This is a genomic window from Maritimimonas sp. 2210JD6-3, assembly GCF_056591795.1.
Window position 1 is genome coordinate 50,336 of the sequence record NZ_JBWQOJ010000015.1, and the last position, 18,797, is coordinate 69,132.

Here is an 18,797-nt window from a genome sequence, read left to right on the forward strand (position 1 = left end):
AGCTTTAAGCTAAGACAATTAATATATATGAATTTACGATTAGGAAATTCCGTAGCAATTAATCATACTTTGTTGTACCCAGTAGTATTTGATAATAATTAGTTTGTCAAAATATGCATGTCATTTACTAATCGTTCGATTTCTTTGTTATTTGTTCCATCATAAATTCCGCGTATTTGTTTTTTCTTGTCCACCAATATAAAGTTAGGTGTATGAATAAAATCTTGTAGCCCGCCATCACCTTTTTCTATAACGGCAAAATAACTTTTTCTTGCTAATTCATAAATATGCTTTTTATTTCCAGTTGTAATATTCCATTTTGAATCTATTACGCCTTTGTCGGTGGCATATTTTCTTAACACAGGAATACTATCAATATCAGGTGTTACTGACAATGATAAAAACATAATATTTTCATTCTCTAAATATAATTTTTGAAGTTTTCCCATATTATTGGTCATTACAGGGCAAATACTTGGACAACGAGTGAAAAAGAAATCGACTATATAAATTTTATTATGGTAATCTTTTTGAGTTACAATTTTTCCGTTTTGATTTATTAATTCAAAGTCAGCTACTTTATGATTTTCACTTGTATTTTGTAGATTTATATCTACCAATTCTGGATTAAAATCTGAGGGATTATAAACGGGTAATTCATTTTTCGTTGTTCTATTACACGATACTGAACAACAAATAATGAAGGCTATGAGAATGCTATAAGGTTTTCCTAAGCGCATATTAAATGGTATTCTGTTCTATAAATGTATTAGCCTCTTTGATTTCTTTTCTATCGCTATCTATATTCCTAGTTAGTTTTAGCAATGCTTCAAAATAAATGACTGATTTTTCGATATTACCAGACTGTTTTGCTGCAATGGCCGCTCCATAGAGACCGTTGAATCTGTTTGGACGCCTTTCTAGATTTAGCTCATAGGCTGCTAATGCTTCTTGAGGTTTATTTAATGTTAAAAGCATATCTGCCAAAAGTTCATCCGCTGGTAAAATTTCACCCGGAGTTACAGGATGTTTGGAAGTTAAACTTTCCATTTCTGACGCAGTAGTCATTAAAGATATGGCTTCTTCGTTGTTGCCTTTTTTTAATTGGAGCCATGCTTCTATGGTTTTAATTTGGATAGCGACTTGATTTGCTTTATAAGCATCCTTCAAATCTATCAACTCTTTTTCAAAAGAACGTAGCAAATCAAGTTCGTTCTGAGCCTCATTTATATTATTAATATGTATGTTTCCCAGAGCTTTTGCATAATGAAGTAATGCTTTCTGCCAAGGGAATTTCTGCCACTCTAATCCCGAAATTTGAGGCAATTCAATACTTGCAGCCTCTTTCCAATTTTTGTTTTCCACGGCTAAACGTGCAGGAATAGCAGCAGCTGTATATGCAATTTTAAAGTTAGGAGGAAAGATTTCTTTAAAAGATTTAAGATACTCGTATTGTTCATAAGCAAGTTTATTATTTCCTGTTTGCAGATAGGCATAAACCAAATATCCCATGGCGTGTACTTCTTCATCCCAATGAGCTCCAGGTGAAATGCTTTCAGCATAACAAATTGCTGATTCGGCAGAATTGAGATTAGTGTCAATTGATTCATCCCAAAGTCCCAAACGTGTAAAAATATGTGATGGCATATGTTGGGCGTGGGCAGAATTTGGAGCAATATCTGCATAGCGTCTAGCTGTACTCAGACCTAGTTTGGCCAATTCTTGATAATCATAAGAATGAATAATATAGTGTGCAATACCTGGATGGTTCGGTTCTTTTCTGAACAAATCGTCTAATATTTGTCCAGCCTCACGTTGTTTTGAATAGGTTTTGTCTGAGGCTACTGCTGATGCACGAAGGGCCAAGGCATAGAATACAGCTACTTCGGTATCCTCGCTATTTTCTTCATACATATCTTTCATTTTTTGAGCATAAGCAAGCTTTCGGGTTTGGTTATCAACTGATTCCCAGTTCTTATAAAAAGAACCTATGGCGTCTAAATATTGTTCCGCTTTTTTTGATTTGGGTAGTTTTTTGGCTACCGCAATAAGTTTTACTCCTTTTTCTAAAACGGATTTCTCTGGAGGTGCCCATAATCCATGATAGATACTCATTGCTACACCCCAATAGGCCATGGCGCAATCAGGGTCTTTATCTATTATTTCTACAAATGCTTTTTCTGCTTCAATATATTCAAAGGAATGGAGCAAAGAAATAGCAAGATTGAAAGTTTCTCTTGTTTCGTAGCTACAAGATTCAGAAAAGTTGACATCTCCAAATTGTCCATCACCACACAATTGGAGTTCACCTCTTAATAGGTTTAATGATGTTAAATTTGGATTCGGTGTTTTGTTTTTACATGAAGAAATCGAAAAAAAAAGGATAGTTCCCAGAATGAGCAGTGCGCTTTTAGAATATTTCATTCTGAAAGGTACGGAATTAATTATTAAGGGTTTGGGCTATTGTGTACAACTTAAAGATATGATTCCGTTTTAATACTTCGATTACACTCAGTACGGTTACCTATATCTACTGATAAGCGAAGTTAGTTTTTTAAAATTTTAAAATCAATAAAAGTGAAAAACTACTCATAAATGGCTTTTAGCATGCGATCATTCGAGAATAGGTCTTTTCGTAATTCAATATTTTTAAAACCTTTTTGGGTTAACAATGCTATAGTTTCCTTACCAAGATATTGGTTAATTTCAAAATATAAATGTCCATTTACTTTTAATGATTTCCTTGCCATAGTAGCTATTTTATCATAAAAAAGTAAGGGGTTGTTATCTTTTACAAACAAGGCTACATGGGGTTCATTTTCTAAAACATTATTTTTTATTTCATGTTTTTCCAACTCTCTAACATATGGTGGATTCGAGACAATGATATCAAATTGTAAAGATTCTTCATGATCACTTGTAATAATATTGGTTTTTAAAATATCACGATGTAAAAAATGAATCACAACTTCATTCAGTGCTGCGTTGTGCTTAGCTACGACCAATGCTGCTTCTGAAATATCTAAAGCATATACCGAAATATTCGATAAATTTTTAGCTAAGCTAATAGCGATACAGCCACTACCTGTGCCAATATCTAGTATGTTAAACTTTGAATTATCAGTTAAAGACTTGGGATTGTCTTTTGTCTTTTGTCTTTTGTTCTTTATATCTTTAATAATCCAATCAACCAACTCTTCAGTTTCTGGTCTCGGTATTAATACATCTTTAGTGACTTTAAATGGTAAACCGTAAAACTCAGTTGTACCAATACTATATTGAATAGGTTTTTCTTGTTCAAGGTCAGTTAAGGCGGCTAAAAAAGAATCAACGGCTTTGGTACTCAATTTTAACTCAGGGTTAAGAGCAATATCTATTTTTTGAAATTGTAAGATATGTTCAGCGAGTAAATATAAAAACTGCTGTATTTCCTCATTAGGATACAGATGTGTTAATTTTTCATAAAAAAGGTGTTGTACTTCTTTAACAGTCATATCACAGCTCTTTTAACATCCAAATGCCACAAGCTGTATGCCCTGTATTTCCTAAGGGTCCTTTCAAATGTTTAAATCCGTTTTTCTCGTAAATAGTAATGGCTGCTGTCATGCCAGGATCAGATTCTAGATAGCATTGTTGATATCCCAATTCTTTAGCAGCTTTCATACAAGTATTGAAAAGCTGTCGGCCATATCCTTTACCACGAGCATCAGGTTGTAAATACATTTTTTGTAACTCGCAAGTATGCTGAACATCTCCCTGTAAAGCTTTAATGCCACCACCGCCAATTACTTCATTATTAACTTCTAAAACAAAATATACTTGATCATCATGTTGATAGGCTTCATACATAGCGACGGTATCAAGATCTTCGTATGCACTACCCGTTGTTGGTAAGCCATATTCTTGAATAGTCGATTTTATAATTTGCTCTATTTTTTTATTGTCTTGAGGTTTAATTTTTCTGATTTTCATTCTTTTAAAACTCACTTTTAAAACTCACTTTTAAAACTGTACATTTGTGGTGTGAATATACACGAAAAATACATAAAACGCTGCTTACAACTCGCTAAAAATGGGTTGGGTATAACCAGCCCAAATCCCTCAGTAGGTTGTGTGCTAGTCGTGAATGATGCTATTATTGGAGAAGGATACACGAGTGCCTATAGAGGTAATCATGCCGAGGTCAATGCTATTAATAGTGTACAAAACACATCATTACTTTCTAAAGCGACGCTTTATGTGAGTTTAGAGCCTTGTAATCATTACGGTAATACACCACCATGTGCTGATTTGATTGTAAAAAGTGGAATTAAACATGTCGTAATTGGTTGTGTTGATCCTTTTGAGAAAGTTGCTGGTGGAGGGATTCAAAAGCTAAAAGATCATGGTGTTAAGGTGGTGCTTGGGGTTTTAGAAAGAGAATGCCTAGAAAGTAATAAGCGCTTTTTTACATCGGTAACAAAAAAACGTCCTTTTGTTATTCTAAAATGGGCTGAAACAGCCAATGGTTTTATAGATGTAATTAGAAATGTGACTGACAAAGAAGCAGCAAACCCGACATGGATATCTACTAGCTATTCAAGACAGTTGGTGCATAAATGGCGAGCCGAAGAAGACGCTATCTTGGTAGGTACGAATACCGTTTTAAACGATAATCCAAGATTAACAGTTAGAAACTGGTCTGGTAAAAACCCAGTACGAGTCGTGTTAGATAGAAATTTGAGAATTCCAACAGACTATCATGTTTACGATAAAGAAGTTAAAACAATTATTTTTACCGAAAAAGAAAAGCCATCTGCTGATGTGCTGCTTTTTCAAAAAGTCGATTTTTCTAAAAACCTAGTTGAGCAGATTTTAGAAACCTTACAAAATCACAAAATTAATTCTGTTATTATTGAAGGAGGTAAGCAAACCTTACAAACATTTATAGAAACGAATATTTGGGATGAAGCTAGAATCTTTACGAGTATTACTTCTTTTAAGGAGGGTGTCACTGCTCCTTCAATTCAAGGTGAATTAATCTCTGAAGTAAAAATTGAAGGAGATTCATTAAAAATTCTAAGAAACAATAGTGCAGATCTGTGCGTGTGAAAGATATCTATAAAACTGTGGTAATACCTTCAGAAGAAGCTATTTTTAAAGATAGAGGTAGTAAATTTTTGGGGTATGTTTTTCCATTGTGTCATGAAGAAGAGGTTCGTTCGATTATTGCTACTTTAAAAGAGCAGCACCCAAAAGCGAGGCATTGGTGTTATGCCTGGCGACTAGGAGTTGAAGCATCAACCATAAGTTTTAGGGTAAATGATGACGGAGAACCCAATAATTCTGCAGGTAATCCTATCTATGGTCAAATTCTTTCGAAAGGAGTTACAAATATTTTGGTTGTGGTTGTTCGTTATTTTGGAGGTACTAAATTAGGAGTTGGAGGTTTGATTAACGCCTATAAAACGACAGCAGAACTTGCACTCACAAATGCCGTTATTGTTGAAAAGACGGTAACGCAGTTGTTGAAGTTGACCTTTGAGTATAAAGAAATGAATAAGGTAATGCGCATAATAAAAGAGCAAAACCTATCTATTAAATCACAAAAAATGGAACTTAATTGTGAATATATAGTTGCTGTTAAAAAGAGTAAAGCGAAAGAAATAACAACTCAATTTAAAGCGCTTCGATTTATAAAAACAGAAACACTTTAAAAGAATTCGTTTACCTTGTCTAAAATGTACTCAGGAGCCCTAGTAGGTCTATTTCGTTTCATATCTATAAAAACTAAACGTATGTAAGCTTTTGTTAATAAAATACTATGTTCATTATATAATTCAAAACTAAATTCAATTTTGGCAGACGGCTTTTTTAGTAGGGTGGTTTTTAAGGTAAGTAAATCATCATATTTAGCGGGTTGTATGTAATCTATAGTTAAGTTGTTTACAGGTAACATAATACCAGTAGATTCCATGTCTTTATACGATATACCGAGGTTGCGTAACCATTCTACCCTTCCCATCTCAAAATATTGAGCATAATTACCATAGTAAACATAGCCCATTTGGTCTGTTTCACCATATCTTACGCGGATTTGTATTGAATGTGTTTGCAATTTTTTTAGTAATTTAGCAGGAGAGTTTACGTAAAAAAAAATTAAAAACCAATAGCAATTTTATTTTTTTATACTGAAAAATATTCACACTTTTGTAAGACCGAAAAAGAGGAATAATAATCCCCGTTATTATCCTCTAACGCTAAACCTAAAAACTTAAAATACTAGACCCTAATAATGACAAAAACTGCTGACTCAGTATGGAATAGTTGTCTGTCTTTTATCGAAGATAACATCAAGCCACAAGCCTATAAAACCTGGTTTGAACCGATAAAACCCATAAAGATCACTGGTGAAGCCCTTACAATACAAGTTCCGAGCAAATTTTTTTACGAATGGTTAGAAGAGCACTATATTAAATTATTAAGAGTAGCGCTTGTACGTGAATTGGGGGATGATGCAAAATTAATCTATGATGTACGTATGGAAAATACGTATAGTAGTAAGAATCCTCATACCGTAAAGATACCGAGCTCAAATAGAAAACCTTTTAACTCGCAGGGCATGACGGTTCCTTTAGAGATAGATAAAAGAGAACTAAGAAATCCGTTTATTATTCCCGGCATTCAAAAGGTAAAGATAGAATCGCAGTTAAACCCTAATTACAATTTTGATAGTTTTATTGAAGGTGATGCAAATCGTTTAGCGCGTTCTGCGGGTATGGCTGTTGCGAATAAACCAGGGGGTACTTCTTTTAACCCTTTGTTGATTTATGGAGGTGTTGGTTTAGGAAAAACGCATTTATCGCATGCTATAGGTGTTGACATAAAAGATAAGTATCCAGAAAAAACGGTTTTATATATTTCTGCTGAGAAATTTACACAACAATATATTGATTCTGTAAAAGGTAACACCAGAAATGACTTTATCCATTTTTACCAAATGATAGATGTACTGATTATTGATGATGTACAGTTTTTGTCTGGTAAATCGGGTACTCAAGATGTGTTTTTTCATATATTCAATCATTTACATCAAAATGGTAAACAAGTAGTGTTAACGTCTGATAAGGCGCCGGTTGACATGCAAGATATTGAACAACGTTTATTGTCTCGCTTTAAATGGGGGCTATCAGCTGAGTTACAACCGCCTGATTACGAAACTAGAATCTCAATTTTACAACGTAAGCTCTTTAGAGACGGCGTAGAAATGCCTGAAGAGATTGTTGAATATATTGCAAAGAATATTAAGACAAATGTTAGAGAATTAGAAGGTGTGTTAATATCAATGATTGCACAAGCTTCTTTTAACAAGAAGGAATTCACACTTTCTCTTACGAAACAGATTGTAGATAAGTTTGTAAAGAATACAAAACGTGAAGTTTCAATAGACTACATACAAAAAGTGGTTTCTAAGTATTTTGAAATGGATGTTACTACATTACAATCAAAAACTAGAAAACGTCATATTGTTCAAGCACGTCAACTGGCAATGTATTTTGCTAAAAAAATGACAAAAGCTTCGCTTGCAAGTATTGGTTCACAAATAGGTAACAGAGATCATGCTACTGTATTGCACGCATGTAAAACGGTAGATAACCTTACTGAAACCGACAAACAGTTTAGAAAATACGTTGAAGACATTACTAAAAAACTTTCATTTTAATTTTTAGGTAATGATGCGAATACTAATGGTATGCTTAGGTAATATTTGCCGCTCGCCATTAGCTGAAGGTATTTTAAAATCTAAAGTTGATACTACTCAAATAGTTATAGATTCTGCTGGTACAGGCAATTACCATGTTGGTGAATTGCCTGACCGTAGATCAATTGAAACTGCAAATAATCACAATATAGATATTACAGATCAGCGATGCAGACAGTTCAAAATAGCTGATTTTGATCGATTTGATATTATTTATGTGATGGATAATGCTAATAGAAGAGATGTGCTCGCATTAGCTCGCGATGAATCTGATAAGAAAAAGGTAAAGATGATTCTTAATGCGTTATTCCCTAATGAAAATGTGGATGTACCCGATCCATATACTGGAGGGATTGAAGGATTTGAAAATGTGTACCAAATGTTAGACAAAGCCTGCACAATTATTGCTCAAAAACTAAAATGAAAGGAAGGCTATATTTAATACCGACAACCTTAGGAGATAATGAGCCTTTAGAGGTCTTGCCAATTTCTGTAAAGAAAGTCATTGAAAAAACCACACATTTTATTGTAGAAAATGAAAAATCTGCGAGAAGATTCATTAAAAAAATAACACCTAAGAAATCGCAAGGTTCATTGCATATATATGTGCTCGACAAATATACCGAGCCAACTGAAACGATTCATTACTTAAACGCTTGTTCGCAAGGGGAAAATGTTGGATTATTATCTGAGGCAGGTGTTCCAGCGGTTGCTGATCCTGGAGCATTAATAGTGGCAATGGCTCATGAAAAATCAATCAGGGTGGTCCCACTAGTGGGACCTTCTTCTATAATCATGGCATTGATGGCTTCAGGTTTAAATGGACAAAATTTTGCATTTAATGGGTATTTACCTATCGAAAAATCTGATCGTAAAAAAGAGATAAAACGTTTAGAAAAATTATCTTTTAATCAAGACCAATCACAGATTTTTATAGAAACACCTTACAGAAATGAAAAAATGATTGATGATCTTTTGAGTGCGTTATCAAAAAATACATTTTTGACCATTGCTGTTGATATTACATTGGCTACAGAATCTATTCTCACAAAAACTGTAGAAGAATGGAGCACTGTGAATACCAGTTTGCATAAACGTCCTGCAATTTTTATTATTCATAAAAAATAAAAACCCTCAACAAACGTTGAGGATTTTTGTTAACTAACCAATAATTGTAACCAATCAAAATACAGGATTTCTATTTGCTTCAATAAATGAAGTGTCGTACCCTGCAAATTTTTTCATATAATGTTCTATCGTTGTGCCATACGCATCAGCAAATTGATAGTCGCCATTGCTACGTAAAAATTTTTTTACGCTTCCAGCACCAGCTAAATGCGCCGCTGCCAAAATACCAGATTCAGTAATTCTGACGCCGTTAATTCTTTTTCCAACACTACGTTTTATGTCTCTTTTTAGAATCCATTTATTTACAGAGCATAAAGCTTCAAATGCATCTTCCTGCAATTTCGCATCTTTCAAGAACTCGGTAGTGTCATAAATATTGAAACGTTTTAAAGTAGATTTACCAAATTGGTATTTGCCTAGATACCCAAGGGTATTTACCTTGTCATAATCTCCTTGAGATTCTTTAAAGCCTAAGGCTTCTTTAAAACCAATGAACGTTTTACCAGTTACAGGTAATAAGGGGTCTTTGTCTGTCTCAATCAATCCAGCAGGCTTTACCGTAAAGATTGCATTTTCTTCTGGTACATTGTATGTTGCAGTTACTTTTTTCCAACTTGAAAAACTAGTTGTGGTAAAGTATAATACTGCTACAATACTAAATACCTTTAAAAGTTTCCTTCTCATGATATTGCAAATTAAATTGGCTTGGTAGCTTATTTAATTTTGGCTTGCAAATATATGGCAACTATACAAATATACAAAATAAAATAAAAATATTTATTTTACTGATTTTTAATCAGTTAAAAATAAAGTGCATGAAATTTAACTTTTCTTTTAGAGTTAAATTCGATAGTTGGTGCCGGAATTTTAATAAAATTTAATGTAGTGAAGAGTGTTTTTAGGAATTTTGAGCGTGTTTTGATTTTTGTTAGATCGATGTCAAGACTCAGATAAAACTGTCTATTTCTTTCTGGTATATTAGTCATATCGATATTATCTGGTATCGAATTTTCATTCCCGTACAATAAACCATCTGCACCATAGCCAAAAGCAACATTGAACCACTTCGGAAAATTGCTTTTTTTATTGAACGACCAAATATTTCCAGAAAGCCAATAGGTCATACCATTATAATCTTTGATGCTTTGCTCTAAAAGATTTTTGCCAAGTACATCGGGTCTTTGATTAGCGAAAGAAGTTTGATGAAAAGAATATTTTAAAGTAATGCGTTGTTCTTCCCATAATAATTCTTGCCCTATTAGTAGTCCTGTTCCAGAAGCATTCGCGATCATATCACCCACCGAGAAGCCCCATTCTTCTGAAAATCCGTCAAGTACTTCTACTGAAGTAAGAAAAGCAAAACCTAAGGTTGCCCCATACAGCAGTTGCTTTTTTCTATCCACACCCGCCCAGTCTAGTGTTTCCATACCTAGCCTTCCTACTTGATAGGTAGAAAATGCATGCCCAACTTTATCCATTTGTAACCAATCGTTGTTATCATTCTTAAATTGAAAGGAGGTTTTTGGGTAATCTGCATACCATAGTTGATTCATACCTACTAGCATTAATGCGGTGGCAGATGCTTCAGTAATATAAACTGTATTTCTTCTTTTTTTATTTAGGGTATCAGATTTTTTCCAAAAAGAAGTGTCACTTTGCGTATATCCGCTAAGGAGAAATAATACCAACGAACATGCAATGCTATTTTTTAGTGTTGATTTCAAAAAAATTATCTATTAATACCTTGACTTGAAACCCATTGGTGGTATTTAGCAGCATTTCTGTTATGCTGAGCTAGTGTTTTGGCAAACTCATGATATCCAATATTATCGACACTAGCACACATATAATAGTAATCGTGACGCTTATCTGCTAACACGGCATCTATAGAAGAAATATCGGGCATAGCAATAAGAGAAGGAGGTAAGCCAATGTTTTTATACGTATTGTAAGGTGAGTCTATCTCAAGATCTTTATTTAATACACGCTTAAAAATTTTATCCTGGCCATGTTTTTGTTTTAAAATATAAATGATTGTAGGATCGGCACCTAAGGGCCAACCTTGACGAATTCTATTTAAATACAATCCTGCAACTATAGGTCGCTCACTAGCTTGAGCGGTTTCTTTTTGTACAATAGAGGCCAAAGTACTTACTTCATTTTGTGTTAAACCTAATTTTTTTGCTTTTGTCTTTCTGCTATCATTCCAAAATAGGTTGTATTCTTTTAGCATACGATCTCTAAATTTTTCAGCCGAGGTGTTCCAATAAAGCTCATAAGAGTTTGGAATAAATATCCCTAGAACATTAGCTTTTGTAAGGTTGTTTTTACCAAGAAAATCTTTATCATAGATAGCGTCTAATACTTCTACAGAATCTGCTTCTATTTGTTCTGCAATTCTACCCGCTAATTTTTCAACAGTATCTTGATTATTAAAAGCGACTTTTATAGGTGTTTGTTCCCCACTACGTAAAAGATTAATGAGTTCATTATTATTCATTCCTTCTTTCAATACATAATGCCCTGCTTTTATTAAATTAGGGTAATTTTTCTTTTTTGCTACCCATTTAAAACCTTCAATGCTTTTTAGATATGGGGTAATATCTGTGACAACATCATTAAAATTAGCATCAGATTTTATATAAAAGGATGTATCTTCTTTTATATTACCATGAAAAATTTTACCATAAAAATTCCATGCCAGATAAAATGCGACTATAAACGCTAGAATAAATGAAATAAGTGCAGCTTTTTTTAAGTTCATTTTTTTAGTAATTGAAATAAAACTTCATCTTTATAGGAATCACCAATATGTATCCAATCTTTTTTAATACCAACTTGCTTAAAACCAGCATTTTTAAATAGCTTTAAACTTGCGGTATTCGTATTCGTGATATTGGCATAAAGTTGATGCATATGTAAGGTAGTGAAACAATAGTTTATTACTAGTTGTAACGCTTCAGAGGCGAATCCATTATTTTGATACTCATTTTTTATTAAGATGCCTACTCCTGCTCTGTGATGCTTAGGATTATAATCGAATAAATCGATCATACCCAAGGCGATATTATTTTCATAATCTGAAATTACCAGTCGTAATTGCTTTGCAGTGTAAATGTCTAGATGTGAATTGGCAATATATTGCTCTAAAATAAATTTAGAAAAAGGTGTTTCTGTACTACTAACTTCCCAAAAAACACTATCATTTTCGACTTCAAATAAGAAATCGAGATCTTCTGGTTCTAATGCTCTAAGATATATATTTTCTCCTTTAAGAACTTGCATTATACATCAATTACTCCTTCGAATACTAATGTTGTAGGACCTTTTAAAAACACGTTCTTATAGGTAAGGGTACTCTTTACATAATCAAAAGAAACTTCTAAGCTTCCTCCTAAGGTATTTAAAATTACATTTTTTGCTTGTGTTTTTTTTGATTTATGGGCAGCAATGGCAACAGCCGTAACACCAGTTCCACAGCTTAAGGTTTCATCTTCTACACCACGTTCGTACGTTCGTACATTAAAAGTGCGATCATTTACTTGATCAACAAAATTTACATTCGCACCTTCTTTAAAATATGGAGCGCCATATCGAATTTTTCTCCCTGTAATTTTAACGTTTATGTCTTTCACATCTTTTACATAAGTAATATGATGCGGAGATCCTGTATTTAAAAACAAATGTTCAGGGTATTGCTTTATAATATCTACATCAATCATTTTTAGTTGTACTATATTATCAGAAATTTTTGCCACATGAATACCATCTATTGCTTCAAATTTAGTTTTGCTTATAATAATAGTAAGGTATTTTGCAAATGCTACAATACATCTACCACCATTACCACACATAGTACTTTCGTTGCCATCAGCATTATAATATACCATCTTAAAATCAGTGGTTTCTGAGTTTTCTAGTAATATTAATCCATCTGCACCAATGCCAAAATGTCTATTGCAAAGCCGTGAAACAAGTTTGGTATTATTTTTGGGAAAAATTTCAAGTCGATTATCAACTAAAATGAAATCATTTCCCGTACCTTGATATTTATAAAAGTTTAGTTTCATTGAATGACAAAGGTAGCGAATATTTCAAAGGAAATGACTGCTGTTAAAGTATCGTTAAAGTAGTTTTAACATTTGTAATAATCGATTAATTTTGACACTAACTAGTTGAAAGAAATAATTTTTAACCACTAAAAATTAAATATTTATGAAGAAAGTTGTGAGTTTGGTTTTTGCATCTGTTTTAGGAGGTGCACTTACACTTGGCGGATATTTTTTATTAACGAATCATACTGAGCATACAGTTTCTGGATTTTCTGAACAATCTAATAGTCCAAGAATATATAATGCCAATTATATACCTACAACAACCAATGAGTCGGGTGAAGTAGAAACTATAGATTTTACGAAGGCTGCAGAAGAAACTGTGAATGCAGTAGTACATGTTAAGAATATGGCTATTAGAAGATCAAATCCGTTAGAAGAGTTTTTTTATGGAAAGCGAAGTAATGGTGACAAGCCTTCTCTTATTGGCGCAGGTTCTGGTGTGATTATTTCACCTGATGGGTATATCGTAACGAATAATCACGTAATTCAAGGTGCTAGCGATATTGAAGTATCTTTAAATAATAAAAAGAGTTTAAAAGCTGAAGTTATTGGTAAAGACGCAAAAAATGATATAGCGCTCTTAAAAATAAACTATGATTCAGATTTACCATTTGTGCCCTTTGGTAATTCTGATAATGTGAGAATAGGCGAGTGGGTATTGGCTGTTGGAAATCCTTTAAATTTAACTTCTACAGTGACGGCAGGTATCATTAGTGCAAAAGCTCGTGATTTAAAAGGTAATAATAATATTGAATCATTTATACAAACAGATGCTGCTGTAAATTCAGGCAATAGTGGTGGTGCTTTGGTCAATACGCGAGGTGAATTAATCGGTATAAATACTGCAATAACTTCTAGAACTGGTTCTTTTGAAGGGTATTCGTTTGCAGTACCTTCTAATATTGCAAAAAAAGTGGTTGATGATCTACTAGAATTCGGTAGTGTACAAGAAGCGCTTATTGGAATTACGTTTGCTACTGAAGAAAATGATATACAAGGCGTAAAAATTACTGAAGTTTCTGAAGAGGGTGGTGCAGAAAAAGCTGGATTGAAAGTGAAAGATATTATTACGAGAATTAATGATGTTAAGATCAACGAATCTTCAGATTTAAGAGGGCAATTATCTGCCAAGCGACCCGGTGAAAAAATTGCGGTTACTGTTTTAAGGGATGGTAATGAGTTAGTGCGTACAGTAACTTTAGGTAAAAAAGATTTTGTTGAAGTATCAAATTTTGGTGTGACTCTAAAAGATTTATCTAAAAAAGATGTTAAAGCTTTTGGTATAAAATCTGGAGCTAAAATTATTAATAATCAGAATAGATATTTGGCTTACTATGGAGTGAAAAGCGGGTATATTATTACTAAAATAAACAAGCAAGAAATTAATAACGCACAAGAAGCTAAGCAAATTCTTGAAGCTAATCTTAACGGATCAGACCCTTTATATATAGAAGTGTTAAATTTAAAAGGTGAAGCCGAGCGGTATGCATTTAGAAATTAAATTTTGCACATAACATAAAAAATCCTGTTTGAGATATTTTCTTTAACAGGATTTTTTATTTGAAAAAGGTTTTACGAAAACGTTTGAAATAACTACTTTTGCGGCAAAATTCAAACACAACATAATTTTATAAAAATGCACACAAGCGAAACCTATGAAAAAGAACTGGCTTTTCAAGCAGATAGAAGAAGAGCCACAGTAGAATTCATAAATATTATTAGTGATCTATGGTATGATAATGCAATAGAATTAGTGCTATTTAGAAATCAGTTAATTGATAGAAAAGTAAGTGAAATTCTTAATTTAATGGAGTATGCTGGAGATTTTGTTCAAAAGCCAATTTCGATTTTTGATACCGTAGAAATAGCAAGAGCTATTAAGCAAGCAGATCTGCCACCTGCTAAGTTAGATATAGGAAAACTAGCCTATGAATATCATATTGATGCATCAGATAATGTAAAAACATTTATCTCGAATAAATTAAAAGGCGCAAGTAAAACGAACAATATACAGCCTAAAGATGTTATTTTATATGGTTTTGGTCGTATAGGAAGGTTATTGGCACGTGAATTAATGACACGTACAGGTAAAGGAAAACAAATGCGATTACGTGCAATAGTCACCAGAGGAGCTATTGATGAAACTGTTTTAGAAAAAAGAGCTTCATTATTAAGAAGTGATTCTGTACATGGTGATTTTCCTGGAACGGTAAAAGCAAATGCTACCAATAATGCGCTAATCATTGATGGAACCACGATACACATGATCTCTGCAAATGCACCAGAAGATATTGATTATACTCAATATGGTATTAACGATGCTTTAGTTATTGATAATACTGGAGCTTTTAGAGATAAGGAAGCATTAAGTCGTCATTTAATTGCTAAGGGTGTAGCTAAAGTGTTATTAACGGCTCCTGGTAAAGGAGTTCCAAATATCGTACATGGTGTAAATCATACCGATTATAATCCTGATGAGGTCGATATCTTCTCAGCCGCTTCATGTACTACGAATGCGATCACTCCAATTTTAAAGGTAATTAATGATAGTTTTGGAGTTAAATCTGGGCATTTAGAGACCATACATGCTTATACCAATGATCAGAATTTAGTCGATAATATGCATAAAAAATACCGTAGAGGTAGAGCTGCAGCTTTAAATATGGTGATTACAGAAACTGGGGCTGGTAAAGCAGTTTCTAAGGCATTACCAGAATTAGAAGGAAAGCTAACTTCTAATGCCATTAGAGTTCCTGTACCTAATGGATCGTTAGCCATTTTAAATCTACAACTAGAGAATGCAGCCAGCGCAGAAACTATAAATGCCACGATGAAAAAGTATGCGTTAGAGGGCGACTTAGTAGAGCAAATTCAATATGCTATGAGTAATGAATTGGTCTCTTCTGATATCGTCGGAACTTCGGCGCCATCCATATTTGACAGTCAAGCTACGATTACGACTCCAGACGGAAAAACAATTGTTATTTATGTTTGGTATGATAATGAGTATGGTTACAGTCATCAGGTAATTAGATTAGCAAAATATATTTCTAAAGTAAGACGTTTTTCTTATTATTAATTTAGTAACCTTTTACGTGATATAAAGACAAAGCCAAGCTTAAAAGCTTGGCTTTGTCTTTATATGCATAGTTTAAAAATGTTTACTTAATTTTTATAGTATTAAAGATTTTATAGAGTTCTTCTTTTTGCTCATCAGTTACATACGATAGTGTAATACCTAAGGCAAAGTCATTAATAATAGTGATATAAAACTCTTGCTTAATCTTCATTCCTGCATAATCCATAGATGCTTTAGAAATGTAAAACTCGTGACCATTCACCTTCTTTTTAAAACCTTTATCTTCAAAAGTATAATTCATACCTGTTTGATGTAGTACTTCTTTAACTTTATCCATATAATCTTCTGGAGAATTTATGACATTGGTTATTTTTGCCATACCAATATTTTCAGCAGCCATCATTAAATTTTGATTGTAAGATGCAACGTTACTGCCAATTTCATATCTAAATAAACCCAACAAATTAGCGACGTTTATTTCAGAAGCTTTAATTGCTTTTTTGAGGTTTTCATTGTTTTCACCGATCATGTCTTTACCCAAATTAGCAATTTGTTCAAGCTGAGCTTGCGATTGTATATTCCAATCTTCTGGTAAATTCATTACTAGATTGAAGAATGTATTCTTATATACATTATTCTCGATAGTTCCGTAGTCGAAATTTTCAGGTTTTCCAATCTTATCGGTCATTTTTTTGCAGCTAGTAATTACAATCATTAAAATAATTACACCTATAACTTTAAGATTTGTCTTCATATTGATTTTTGATTCATACATTTTCCGTTAAGATATACTTTTTCAATATGATTGGTACCGAAAGCATACGGTAGAAATCCATAAGAAGGAATTTCTTTAGTTATCATAAAATTTGCTTTTTTTCCTTTGGTGATAGATCCATGAGTTCTAGATAAATTCATAGCATACGCACCATTAATGGTTGCAGCATTGATTGCCTCTTCTGGTGTCATTTTCATTTTAATACACGCGGTACTTATCACAAAATTCATATTCCCACTAGGTGTAGAACCCGGATTATAATCGGTGGCTAATGCTAAAGGTAAACCAGCATCTATAATTTTTCTCGCTGGAGTATATGGAATGCTTAAAAAATAAGAACAGGAGGGAAGTGCTACTGGCATCGTTTGACCCTTTTTTAAAGCCAAAATATCATTAGTGTTTAAAACCTCTAAATGATCCACCGAGAGTGCGTTGTGTTTTACTGCAATTTGAATACCACCACTTATTGAAAACTGATTGACATGAATTTTCGGCGTCAATCCGAATTTGATACCTGCTTCTAAAATTCTATTGGTTTGATCGTTAGAAAAATATCCTTTTTCGCAAAATACATCAATAAATTCAGCTAAATTTTCTTCAGCAATTTTAGGAAGCATTTCATTAATTAATAGATCAATGTAGGCTTCTTGATGTAGTTTGTATTCAGCTGGAAAAGCGTGAGCCCCTAAAAAGGTTGCTTTGATTGCTATAGGATAATTTTCAGCCAACCTTTTAATGATACGCAACATTTTTAGCTCAGCTTCTGTGGTTAACCCATACCCTGATTTTATTTCTATAGCTCCAGTTCCTAAAGCGATTACTTCTTCTAAGCGCTTTGCTGATTGATGATATAATGCATCCTCACCAATCAGTTGTAATTTCTTGGCTGAATTTAAAATACCGCCACCTTTCTTAGCTATTTCTTCATAGGATAACCCTTTAATTCTATCGACAAATTCCCCTTCACGGTTGCCAGCATACACAATATGTGTATGACTATCACACCATGTTGGTAGTATCATCTTTCCAGAAACATCAATGGTAGTATCAACTTCTTCTGCTTTAAAATCTTCCATCTTACCAAAATCAAGAATACTATCATTTTCAATAAGTAAAAAAGCATTTTTTATAGTGGGTAAGATATTCATGTCTTCACCAGAAACTTTTTTTACGGGTATTTCCCTAACCTGTAGAAGCTCTTTAATGTTAATAAAAAGTGTACGCATAGTCTATATGGTGTAAAGGTAATTAATAGTATGATATACTAAAGATTATTTTAGAAACGTTATAAAGCTACAACACAAGTCGCTAAACTATGGAAAATAATTTCGATTATGAGAACGATATAAATCGTTCTAAAAAAAAGAAACGTAAGAAAAACTTTGATCCCTATAAACGTGATAAGTACACGATTTCTAAGTTAAAAGAGTATAAAAAATACCTAGATTATTTAGAAATGGTAAGAAATCAAGGTAATTTAGAATTCTAATATTCTATTTTATCTTGCTTTGCTGCCCATTGTTTAAAGGGTTCTAAGGCAATGTCTCGGGCGCATTGTTCAAACGGAATACTGCGTTGTTCGTAAGGCAATGGAATCTCTTTATAGATAAATTCATCATCGAAACCTATATTGGCAGCATCTTGCTGATTGCTGCCATAATATACTTTATCTGGACGTGCCCAATAAATTGCACCCAAACACATTGGGCAGGGCTCGCATGAGGTATAAATGACGCATCCATTTAACTGAAAAGTTTTGAGGTTTTTACAGGCATCACGAATGGCGGTCACCTCAGCATGTGCAGTAGGATCGTTCGTAGATGTCACTTTATTATTACCGCGCCCTACAATGTCTCCGTTTTTTACTACAATACAACCAAAAGGACCTCCTTCGTTTGCATGCATACCCTTTAGAGCATCTTTCACTGCTTCACTCATGAATTCTTTATTGGTCATAAT

Annotated in this window: 21 protein-coding genes; 8 read left to right on the forward strand and 13 right to left on the reverse strand. The window is 33.3% G+C overall.

What is annotated here, in order from left to right; all coding sequences use genetic code 11:
- Window positions 1-98: 98 nt before the first annotated feature.
- The 4 genes from AC1EUY_RS08395 to AC1EUY_RS08410 all read right to left on the reverse strand — a co-directional run bounded on the left by AC1EUY_RS08395 (window position 99) and on the right by AC1EUY_RS08410 (window position 3,972).
- Window positions 99-740 carry an SCO family protein gene (locus AC1EUY_RS08395; protein WP_480195073.1) on the reverse strand — a complete coding sequence of 214 codons (642 nt, stop codon included), beginning with the start codon at window positions 738-740 and terminating at the stop codon, window positions 99-101.
- A 1-nt stretch (window position 741) separates the two neighbouring features.
- Window positions 742-2,211 (reverse strand): tetratricopeptide repeat protein, encoded by a 1,470-nt coding sequence (locus tag AC1EUY_RS08400; RefSeq protein WP_480195074.1) that lies wholly within the window; start codon window positions 2,209-2,211, stop codon window positions 742-744.
- Window positions 2,212-2,585: 374 nt separating this feature from the next.
- The gene (gene prmC, locus AC1EUY_RS08405; protein ID WP_480195075.1) at window positions 2,586-3,494 is read right to left on the reverse strand and encodes a peptide chain release factor N(5)-glutamine methyltransferase; all 909 of its coding nucleotides are present in this window, start codon (window positions 3,492-3,494) and stop codon (window positions 2,586-2,588) included.
- Between the two features lies 1 nt (window position 3,495).
- Complete coding sequence (locus tag AC1EUY_RS08410) at window positions 3,496-3,972, reverse strand: GNAT family N-acetyltransferase (protein WP_480195076.1); 477 nt, start codon at window positions 3,970-3,972, stop codon at window positions 3,496-3,498.
- Between the two features lie 51 nt (window positions 3,973-4,023).
- On the opposite strand from AC1EUY_RS08410, the gene ribD reads away from it, so the two are divergent.
- The gene (gene ribD / locus AC1EUY_RS08415; protein WP_480195077.1) at window positions 4,024-5,091 is read left to right on the forward strand and encodes a bifunctional diaminohydroxyphosphoribosylaminopyrimidine deaminase/5-amino-6-(5-phosphoribosylamino)uracil reductase RibD; all 1,068 of its coding nucleotides are present in this window, start codon (window positions 4,024-4,026) and stop codon (window positions 5,089-5,091) included.
- Window positions 5,088-5,696, forward strand: a complete 609-nt coding sequence (locus AC1EUY_RS08420; protein ID WP_480195078.1) for an IMPACT family protein — start codon at window positions 5,088-5,090, stop codon at window positions 5,694-5,696. Before ribD ends, AC1EUY_RS08420 begins: the two co-directional genes overlap by 4 nt.
- On the opposite strand, the gene AC1EUY_RS08425 is transcribed toward AC1EUY_RS08420, so the two are convergent.
- On the reverse strand, window positions 5,693-6,097 hold the full coding sequence (locus tag AC1EUY_RS08425) for an acyl-CoA thioesterase (RefSeq protein WP_480195079.1): 405 nt from the start codon (window positions 6,095-6,097) through the stop codon (window positions 5,693-5,695). The genes AC1EUY_RS08420 and AC1EUY_RS08425 overlap by 4 nt on opposite strands.
- A 177-nt stretch (window positions 6,098-6,274) precedes the next feature.
- Between AC1EUY_RS08425 and dnaA the strand changes: the two genes are divergently transcribed.
- From dnaA to AC1EUY_RS08440, 3 genes are read left to right on the forward strand one after another with little or no spacing between them, the layout of a single operon-like run.
- A complete protein-coding gene (gene dnaA, locus AC1EUY_RS08430) occupies window positions 6,275-7,702 on the forward strand; it encodes a chromosomal replication initiator protein DnaA (protein ID WP_480195080.1) in 1,428 nt (475 codons plus the stop codon).
- A gap of 10 nt (window positions 7,703-7,712) precedes the next feature.
- A complete protein-coding gene (locus AC1EUY_RS08435) occupies window positions 7,713-8,165 on the forward strand; it encodes a low molecular weight protein-tyrosine-phosphatase (RefSeq protein ID WP_480195081.1) in 453 nt (150 codons plus the stop codon).
- A complete protein-coding gene (locus tag AC1EUY_RS08440) occupies window positions 8,162-8,869 on the forward strand; it encodes an SAM-dependent methyltransferase (protein ID WP_480195082.1) in 708 nt (235 codons plus the stop codon). Before AC1EUY_RS08435 ends, AC1EUY_RS08440 begins: the two co-directional genes overlap by 4 nt.
- A 54-nt stretch (window positions 8,870-8,923) precedes the next feature.
- On the opposite strand, the gene AC1EUY_RS08445 is transcribed toward AC1EUY_RS08440, so the two are convergent.
- The 5 genes from AC1EUY_RS08445 to dapF form a co-directional block, all read right to left on the reverse strand.
- Entirely contained in the window at window positions 8,924-9,553 is a 630-nt protein-coding gene (locus AC1EUY_RS08445) for a hypothetical protein (RefSeq protein ID WP_480195083.1), read from the reverse strand.
- Between the two features lie 116 nt (window positions 9,554-9,669).
- Window positions 9,670-10,593 carry a DUF2279 domain-containing protein gene (locus AC1EUY_RS08450; RefSeq protein WP_480195084.1) on the reverse strand — a complete coding sequence of 308 codons (924 nt, stop codon included), beginning with the start codon at window positions 10,591-10,593 and terminating at the stop codon, window positions 9,670-9,672.
- A gap of 5 nt (window positions 10,594-10,598) precedes the next feature.
- Window positions 10,599-11,633 (reverse strand): endolytic transglycosylase MltG, encoded by a 1,035-nt coding sequence (mltG, locus tag AC1EUY_RS08455; RefSeq protein WP_480195085.1) that lies wholly within the window; start codon window positions 11,631-11,633, stop codon window positions 10,599-10,601.
- Window positions 11,630-12,154 carry a GNAT family N-acetyltransferase gene (locus tag AC1EUY_RS08460; RefSeq protein ID WP_480195086.1) on the reverse strand — a complete coding sequence of 175 codons (525 nt, stop codon included), beginning with the start codon at window positions 12,152-12,154 and terminating at the stop codon, window positions 11,630-11,632. Before AC1EUY_RS08460 ends, mltG begins: the two co-directional genes overlap by 4 nt.
- The gene (dapF, locus tag AC1EUY_RS08465) at window positions 12,154-12,939 is read right to left on the reverse strand and encodes a diaminopimelate epimerase (protein ID WP_480195087.1); all 786 of its coding nucleotides are present in this window, start codon (window positions 12,937-12,939) and stop codon (window positions 12,154-12,156) included. The genes AC1EUY_RS08460 and dapF overlap by 1 nt, the downstream gene beginning before the upstream one ends.
- Before the next feature lie 145 nt (window positions 12,940-13,084).
- Here dapF and AC1EUY_RS08470 point away from each other — a divergent pair, with 145 nt between their 5' ends.
- The gene (locus AC1EUY_RS08470; RefSeq protein ID WP_480195088.1) at window positions 13,085-14,485 is read left to right on the forward strand and encodes a trypsin-like peptidase domain-containing protein; all 1,401 of its coding nucleotides are present in this window, start codon (window positions 13,085-13,087) and stop codon (window positions 14,483-14,485) included.
- Window positions 14,486-14,620: 135 nt separating this feature from the next.
- Window positions 14,621-16,063 (forward strand): glyceraldehyde-3-phosphate dehydrogenase, encoded by a 1,443-nt coding sequence (locus AC1EUY_RS08475; RefSeq protein WP_480195089.1) that lies wholly within the window; start codon window positions 14,621-14,623, stop codon window positions 16,061-16,063.
- Between the two features lie 82 nt (window positions 16,064-16,145).
- Here AC1EUY_RS08475 and AC1EUY_RS08480 read toward each other — a convergent pair whose 3' ends face one another.
- Together AC1EUY_RS08480 and hutI are read right to left on the reverse strand one after the other, a co-directional pair.
- Window positions 16,146-16,817, reverse strand: coding sequence for a hypothetical protein (locus AC1EUY_RS08480; RefSeq protein ID WP_480195090.1), 672 nt, complete (start codon window positions 16,815-16,817; stop codon window positions 16,146-16,148).
- The gene (hutI, locus tag AC1EUY_RS08485; RefSeq protein WP_480195091.1) at window positions 16,814-18,064 is read right to left on the reverse strand and encodes an imidazolonepropionase; all 1,251 of its coding nucleotides are present in this window, start codon (window positions 18,062-18,064) and stop codon (window positions 16,814-16,816) included. The genes AC1EUY_RS08480 and hutI overlap by 4 nt, the downstream gene beginning before the upstream one ends.
- 89 nt (window positions 18,065-18,153) lie before the next feature.
- Here hutI and AC1EUY_RS08490 point away from each other — a divergent pair, with 89 nt between their 5' ends.
- Window positions 18,154-18,327, forward strand: a complete 174-nt coding sequence (locus tag AC1EUY_RS08490) for a hypothetical protein (RefSeq protein ID WP_480195092.1) — start codon at window positions 18,154-18,156, stop codon at window positions 18,325-18,327.
- Here AC1EUY_RS08490 and AC1EUY_RS08495 read toward each other — a convergent pair.
- Complete coding sequence (locus tag AC1EUY_RS08495) at window positions 18,324-18,794, reverse strand: nucleoside deaminase (protein WP_480195093.1); 471 nt, start codon at window positions 18,792-18,794, stop codon at window positions 18,324-18,326. The genes AC1EUY_RS08490 and AC1EUY_RS08495 overlap by 4 nt on opposite strands.
- Between the last annotated feature and the right edge of the window lie 3 nt (window positions 18,795-18,797).

Excerpts from the sequence above, each read along its gene's own strand:
- AC1EUY_RS08495 (WP_480195093.1), bottom strand. The coding sequence starts at position 18,794 with ATGACCAATAAAGAATTCATGAGTGAAGCAGTGAAAGATGCTCTAAAG.
- AC1EUY_RS08410 (WP_480195076.1), bottom strand. The coding sequence starts at position 3,972 with ATGAAAATCAGAAAAATTAAACCTCAAGACAATAAAAAAATAGAGCAA.
- hutI (WP_480195091.1), bottom strand. The coding sequence starts at position 18,064 with ATGCGTACACTTTTTATTAACATTAAAGAGCTTCTACAGGTTAGGGAA.
- AC1EUY_RS08460 (WP_480195086.1), bottom strand. The coding sequence starts at position 12,154 with ATGCAAGTTCTTAAAGGAGAAAATATATATCTTAGAGCATTAGAACCA.
- AC1EUY_RS08480 (WP_480195090.1), bottom strand. The coding sequence starts at position 16,817 with ATGAAGACAAATCTTAAAGTTATAGGTGTAATTATTTTAATGATTGTA.
- mltG (WP_480195085.1), bottom strand. The coding sequence starts at position 11,633 with ATGAACTTAAAAAAAGCTGCACTTATTTCATTTATTCTAGCGTTTATA.
- AC1EUY_RS08490 (WP_480195092.1), top strand. The coding sequence starts at position 18,154 with ATGGAAAATAATTTCGATTATGAGAACGATATAAATCGTTCTAAAAAA.
- dapF (WP_480195087.1), bottom strand. The coding sequence starts at position 12,939 with ATGAAACTAAACTTTTATAAATATCAAGGTACGGGAAATGATTTCATT.
- prmC (WP_480195075.1), bottom strand. The coding sequence starts at position 3,494 with ATGACTGTTAAAGAAGTACAACACCTTTTTTATGAAAAATTAACACAT.
- AC1EUY_RS08440 (WP_480195082.1), top strand. The coding sequence starts at position 8,162 with ATGAAAGGAAGGCTATATTTAATACCGACAACCTTAGGAGATAATGAG.
- AC1EUY_RS08475 (WP_480195089.1), top strand. The coding sequence starts at position 14,621 with ATGCACACAAGCGAAACCTATGAAAAAGAACTGGCTTTTCAAGCAGAT.
- AC1EUY_RS08470 (WP_480195088.1), top strand. The coding sequence starts at position 13,085 with ATGAAGAAAGTTGTGAGTTTGGTTTTTGCATCTGTTTTAGGAGGTGCA.
- AC1EUY_RS08435 (WP_480195081.1), top strand. The coding sequence starts at position 7,713 with ATGATGCGAATACTAATGGTATGCTTAGGTAATATTTGCCGCTCGCCA.
- dnaA (WP_480195080.1), top strand. The coding sequence starts at position 6,275 with ATGACAAAAACTGCTGACTCAGTATGGAATAGTTGTCTGTCTTTTATC.
- AC1EUY_RS08445 (WP_480195083.1), bottom strand. The coding sequence starts at position 9,553 with ATGAGAAGGAAACTTTTAAAGGTATTTAGTATTGTAGCAGTATTATAC.
- AC1EUY_RS08395 (WP_480195073.1), bottom strand. The coding sequence starts at position 740 with ATGCGCTTAGGAAAACCTTATAGCATTCTCATAGCCTTCATTATTTGT.